The organism is Rhodococcus sp. CX (assembly GCF_015865005.1).
Lineage (GTDB): Bacteria > Actinomycetota > Actinomycetes > Mycobacteriales > Mycobacteriaceae > Rhodococcus.
The window spans coordinates 9,130-14,363 of the sequence record NZ_JADZGH010000170.1; the positions used below are offsets into that span (position 1 = coordinate 9,130).

The 5,234-nt window shown below is 68.4% G+C and carries 5 protein-coding genes and 1 pseudogene; 1 reads left to right on the top strand and 5 read right to left on the bottom strand.

Annotated features, from left to right (window positions below):
- The 5 genes and pseudogenes from I0Q12_RS33165 to I0Q12_RS18060 all read right to left on the bottom strand — a co-directional run.
- Window positions 1-488: pseudogene (locus tag I0Q12_RS33165) on the bottom strand (phosphate ABC transporter, permease protein PstA); the annotation flags it as partial.
- Between the two features lie 3 nt (window positions 489-491).
- A complete protein-coding gene (gene pstC / locus I0Q12_RS18045) occupies window positions 492-1,544 on the bottom strand; it encodes a phosphate ABC transporter permease subunit PstC (RefSeq protein WP_197253228.1) in 1,053 nt (350 codons plus the stop codon).
- 61 nt (window positions 1,545-1,605) lie between these two features.
- Complete coding sequence (gene pstS, locus I0Q12_RS18050) at window positions 1,606-2,724, bottom strand: phosphate ABC transporter substrate-binding protein PstS (RefSeq protein ID WP_197253230.1); 1,119 nt, start codon at window positions 2,722-2,724, stop codon at window positions 1,606-1,608.
- A gap of 207 nt (window positions 2,725-2,931) precedes the next feature.
- The gene (gene mshD, locus I0Q12_RS18055) at window positions 2,932-3,843 is read right to left on the bottom strand and encodes a mycothiol synthase (RefSeq protein WP_197253232.1); all 912 of its coding nucleotides are present in this window, start codon (window positions 3,841-3,843) and stop codon (window positions 2,932-2,934) included.
- Between the two features lie 10 nt (window positions 3,844-3,853).
- Window positions 3,854-4,588, bottom strand: a complete 735-nt coding sequence (locus I0Q12_RS18060) for a response regulator transcription factor (protein ID WP_197253234.1) — start codon at window positions 4,586-4,588, stop codon at window positions 3,854-3,856.
- Window positions 4,589-4,720: 132 nt separating this feature from the next.
- On the opposite strand from I0Q12_RS18060, the gene I0Q12_RS18065 reads away from it, so the two are divergent.
- The coding region (locus tag I0Q12_RS18065; protein WP_307846336.1) for an LmeA family phospholipid-binding protein at window positions 4,721-5,234 on the top strand (514 nt) is incomplete at its 3' end.

Consider the following 5,234-nt stretch of genomic DNA (forward strand, 5'->3'; position numbering starts at 1 on the left):
AGCGCCAGCGACACCGCCAGCGCCGACTTCGGGAACCCGAAGGTGGCGATCCACAGGGCGTAGATGAACAGCGCCGCGACGATCGAGGGAACACCGCTGAGGATGTCCACCATGAACGTGGTGATCCGGGCGAGCTTCGAGTTGCCCGCGTACTCGACGAGGTAGATCGCGACGAACACACCGAGCGGGATGGAGATGAGACCGCAGACCAGTCCCTGCATGAGTGTGCCGACGAGCGCGTGGTAGATGCCGCCGCCGGTCGACGAGGCGGTCAGGCCGCTGAACGAGTGGGTGAACCACGTTGCGGAGAGCAGCGCGGGCAGGCCCTTCGCGATCACGGTGATGAGCACCCACGCGAGCGGCACCAGTGCGATCAGCACCGAGAGCGTGACGAGGACGGTCGCGGTGTAGTCGGTCAGACGCCGGCGTGCTCCCACACCCCGGAAGGCCTTCCCCTTGACGGGGGTGTCGAGAACGGTGGTCGACATGGGTCAGTCCCTCTTTCCGGCGACGATCATGCGGGCCGCGGCGTTGACCACGAAGGTGAGCACGAACAGGACCAGGCCCGCGGCGATGTAGGCACCGGCCTGGATGTCGTTGTTGAACTCGGCGTATCCGAGGGCGATCTTCGAGGCGATGGTGGCGCCGCCGTCGAACAGCGACCACGAGAACGCCTGCGACGTGGTGCGCAGGATCATGTACAGGGCCATGGTCTCGCCCAGTGCGCGGCCGAGGCCCAGCATCGAGCCGCTGATGTAACCGGACTTGCCGAACGGGATGACCGTGGTCTTCACGACCTCCCAGCGAGTGGCACCGAGCGCGAGCGCGGCCTCGATGTGCGCGACGGGTGTCTGCACGAACACCTCGCGGCTGACCGCGGCGATGGTCGGCAGGATCATCACGGCGAGAACGATTCCCGCGGTGAAGATGGTGCCACCACCGACGATCGACCCGGAGCCGTCCGCGAAGAGCGGGAACCAGCCGAGGCTGTCGTTGAGCCACTGCGCGAACGGGCGGATCGCGGGCGCGAGCACCAGCAGGCCCCACAGGCCGTACACGATCGACGGCACCGCCGCGAGCAGATCGATGACGTACGCAAGAGGCCTCTTGATCCGCTCGGGGCAGTACGAGGTGAGGAAGATGGCGATGCCCAGCGCCACGGGCATCGCGAGGATCAACGCGAACACCGACACCAGAACCGTGACCTGGAACAGGTCGAGCACGCCGAAGGCCATCTTTTCGATGTCCTGCGTGACCCACTCACGACTGGTCAGGAAGTTGACGGTGTTGCGTTGCAGCGCCGGCACCGCTCGCCACACCAGGAACACCGCGATGGCGCCGATGATCAGCGAGATGAGGACGGCCGACCCGGAGGCCAGCGAACCGAAAATCCTGTCGCCCGGCCTTTTCACCGGCTTCCGGCGGCCGGTGTTGGACTCTGTAATCGTGGCCTCCGGGGTGCTGCCGTGCGGACCGCCCGCCCCCGCACCCCCGGAGTCGAGGGTCGCGGTGCGAGGTGCCGAAGTGGTGGGCGCGTCACTCATCTGCGCTCGCAATCTTTCTAGGCATGAATATAGTTCCGGGCGGTCGTCGCACTGCAGCGGATCAGGCGATGGCGTCGATGGACTCGGTCAGCTTGGCCTTGAACGAATCCGGCAGCGGGACGTAACCCTGCTCCGCCAGACCCGCCTGTCCCTCGTTGGCGGCGCTCGTGAGGAACGACTTGACCGCGGCCGACGTGTCGGCGTCGTAGCCGGCGGAGCACACGATCTCGTAGGTGGCGAGGACCAGCGGGTACGCACCGGCTTCGGTGCTGCCGTAGATCGAGGACAGGTCGAGGGTGAGGTCGCCGCCACCGGTGCTCGCGAACGCGGCGCCCTCGATGGCCTTGCCGGCGGTCGCCTCGCTGAGCTCGACGGGACCGGAACCGTTGTCGATCTGCGCGATGCTGAGATTGTTCTGCTCGGCGAAGGAGCTCTCGACGTACGTGACGGCACCCGGCGTGCTGCCGACGGCCTGCGCGACGCCGGCAGAGCCCTTCGCGCCCTCGCCGACACCGCCGGTGAAGTCGGAGCCGGCGCCGGTGGTCCAGACACCGGCCGAAGCGGCTTCGAGGTATTTCTGGAAGTTGTCGGTGGTGCCCGACGAATCCGAGCGGACGATCGGTGCGATGGTCGAATCCGGCAGGGCCGCACCGCTGTTCAGTGCTGCGATGGCCGGATCGTTCCACTTGGTGATGCCACCGTTGAAGATCTTCGCGATGGTGGGTCCGTCGAGCACCAGGTTGTCGACGCCCTCGAGGTTGTAGGCGATCGCGACCGGGCCGAACACGAGCGGCAGGTTCCAGGCCGGGTTGCCGGCGCACCGCTCGGCGGCCTGCGCAGCCTGGTCACCCTTGATCGCGGAGTCCGAGCCGGCGAAGTCGATCTGCTTCGCGATGAACTGGGTGCGGCCGTCACCGGATCCGGACGGGTTGTAGGCGACGTTGACGTTCACACCCTTCTCCGAGCACACCGCGATGTAGGTGGAAACGAACGCGTCCATGGCGTTCTTCTGGGCGGAGGACCCGGCGGCCGACAGCGTCGGCTTGCCCTCGCACGTCGCGGCCGAGGCGGACGCGTCGACGTCGACGTCGGCAGCGTTGTTGTCGGTACCGCACGCGGCGAGTGTGACGGCTCCTGCGGCCAGCGCGCCGAGCAGGGCGCCACTGCGCTTGAAGTTCACCTTGTCTCCTCCGGAATTCACGACCGAGCAGGCACCGGTCGATTCCGGTGCCGGGCCGAAGTGGCTCGACCCGTAGCGAAGCTAGAGGCGGACAGTGGCCGGTCAGGGGACCGTCGGTGAACGGAAGGTTAACCGGCACCGAATACATGATGGGTGTATTGGATCCGTCACATTCCGTTCACCGATGCGGTGACGTCGGTCATGTGTTTACGGGGTGGGGTCGGCGTCCCGCGCGTAGGCGACGTCGACGTGGAACCGGTCGAACCCGAGCCGGCCGTAGGTGTTCAGTGCCGCCGTGTTGTCGCCCTCGACGTACAGCAGGACCGTTCCCAGGCCGCGGTCGCGCAGATACAGCAGGCCCGCCAGCGTCAGCAACCGGCCGAGGCCGCGACCCTGCGCCTGCGGGTCGATGCCCACCACGTACACCTCGCCGAGTGCCGGTTCGGTGTCGGTGGCGGCGTGCACCTTCGTCCAGTGGAAGCCGAGCAGTCGCTCGGGGTCTGCGCGGTCGAACGCCAGGAACAACCCGGCCGGGTCGAACCAGGGTTCGGCGCGGCGTTCGGCGACATCGGTCTCGGTCCAGCGGCCCTGTTCCGGGTGCCACGCGAATGCGGCCGCGTTGACCCGCAGCAGTTCGGCGTCGTCCTCGGGCCCGCGGTAGGTGCGCACGAGCAGGTCGTCCGGGACCTCGACGCCGGGCAGTTCCGGGGTGGTGAGGGAGCGGCGCATCTGCAGCAGTTCGCGCACTCCGGAAAGCCCGAGCCGCGCCGCGACCGCGCGCGCCGCGGGCAGGTCGCCGTGAGCCCAGACCCGGGTGCCGTCGCCCCCGGCCGACAGGGCGGCCTCGACGAGTTGTGTGCCGAGCCCGCGACCGCGGTGGGCGGGATCGACGACGACCTCGGCCATCGCGCTGTGTTCTCCGTGGCCGGGCACGAGGACCGCCCAGCCCGCGACCTCACCGTCGGCACGCACGACGAGGTGACGGGTGTCGTCGTCGCGGCCGAGCGAGTGCACGCCCTGTTCCGAGACGGGAGCGGTGCCGTCGGCGGCGGTCGCGCGGTCGAGGACCGCGCGCACTGCGGCGGCGACGTCGGGTGACGGACGAGTGTCGAATTCCATCCCGCCGAGGTTAGTCGGCCAACTCGGTCTCGGGGTCCTCGAACTCGACGGTGGGGACGCCGCCCTTGCCGGACTTGGTCGTGGGCCGCACCGCCTTGTAACCGACGTTGCGGACGGTGCCGATCAGCGACTCGTACTCCGGCCCCAGCTTGGCGCGCAGGCGCCGGACGTGGACGTCGACGGTGCGGGTGCCGCCGAAGAAGTCGTATCCCCACACCTCCTGCAACAACTGGGCACGAGTGAACACCCTGCCGGCGTGCTGTGCGAGGTACTTGAGGAGTTCGAACTCCTTGTACGTCAGGTCGAGCGGCCGACCGCGCAACCGGGCGGTGTAGGTGCCTTCGTCGATGGTCAGCTCGCCGAGCGTGATCTTGCCGGTGTTCTCGGGCGCGACCGCGCCACCGGAACGCCCGAGCAGCAGCCGCAGCCGCGCATCGAGTTCGGCCGGCCCGGTGCTGGTGAGCAGGATGTCGTCGAGACCCCATTCCGGGTTGACCGCCACCAGACCGCCTTCGGTGAGCACGGCGACGACGGGAACCGCCGAGCCGGTACTGCCGAGCAGCCGGCACAGTCCGCGGGCCGCGGCCAGGTCGGTGCGGGCATCGACGATCGCGATGTCCGCAGAACCCGCCTCCAGCAGAGACGACACTTCGGTCGGCGCGGGCCGGACGGAATGCGCCAGCAGCGCCAGCGACGGCAACACCGCGTCCGGGTTGGGGTCGGAGGTCAGCAGGAGCAGTTCCACCGGGCCTCCATTCTTGGTGTCACGAGAGCGCTCATTCACGTATGAACGACGCGCTACAGATTAGCCCCCCTTTTGTTACCGCCGTGTAAGCAGCCGAATGGCGCGCGTCGTTGCGTCGGTAACAATGGTCTGGTGCGGAAACTGATCCTCGGCCTCGTCGTCCTCCTGGGACTCGCCCTTCTCGTCGATTTCGGCGCGGCGGCGTGGTCCGAGTACCGGGTCTCGCGTGCCTTGCGCGAGGGCGGCGCCCTGACCGCCGATCCCGCGGTGACCATCCACGGCTTCCCGTTCCTGCAGCAGGCCCGCAACGGCCACTACGAGAACGTCGAGATCCGCGCCCAGGGCGTCCACAGCGACATGCTCGGCGACATCACCATCGAGGCGAACCTGATCGGTGCGCATGCGCAGGCCGCAGACCTGCTCGACGGGTCGATCCGGTCGGTGCCGGTGGACCTGCTCTACGGGCGGGTCCGCATCGACGCGACCGAACTGGGACGCCTCTACAACATCCCTGACCTGCAGATTTCCGCTCCGCCGGCCAGTAAATCGGACGGCACCGGAGGTTCCGGCGGGTCCGGCCCGACGACCGCCGGCGGCGTCGTGCTCACCGGCACCGTCCCGGTCGGTCCGGTCACCGCGCAGGTGA

What these genes read in the sequence shown, in the direction of transcription:
- pstC (WP_197253228.1), bottom strand. Translation starts at nt 1,544, where the DNA reads ATGAGTGACGCGCCCACCACTTCGGCACCTCGCACCGCGACCCTCGAC.
- mshD (WP_197253232.1), bottom strand. Translation starts at nt 3,843, where the DNA reads ATGGAATTCGACACTCGTCCGTCACCCGACGTCGCCGCCGCAGTGCGC.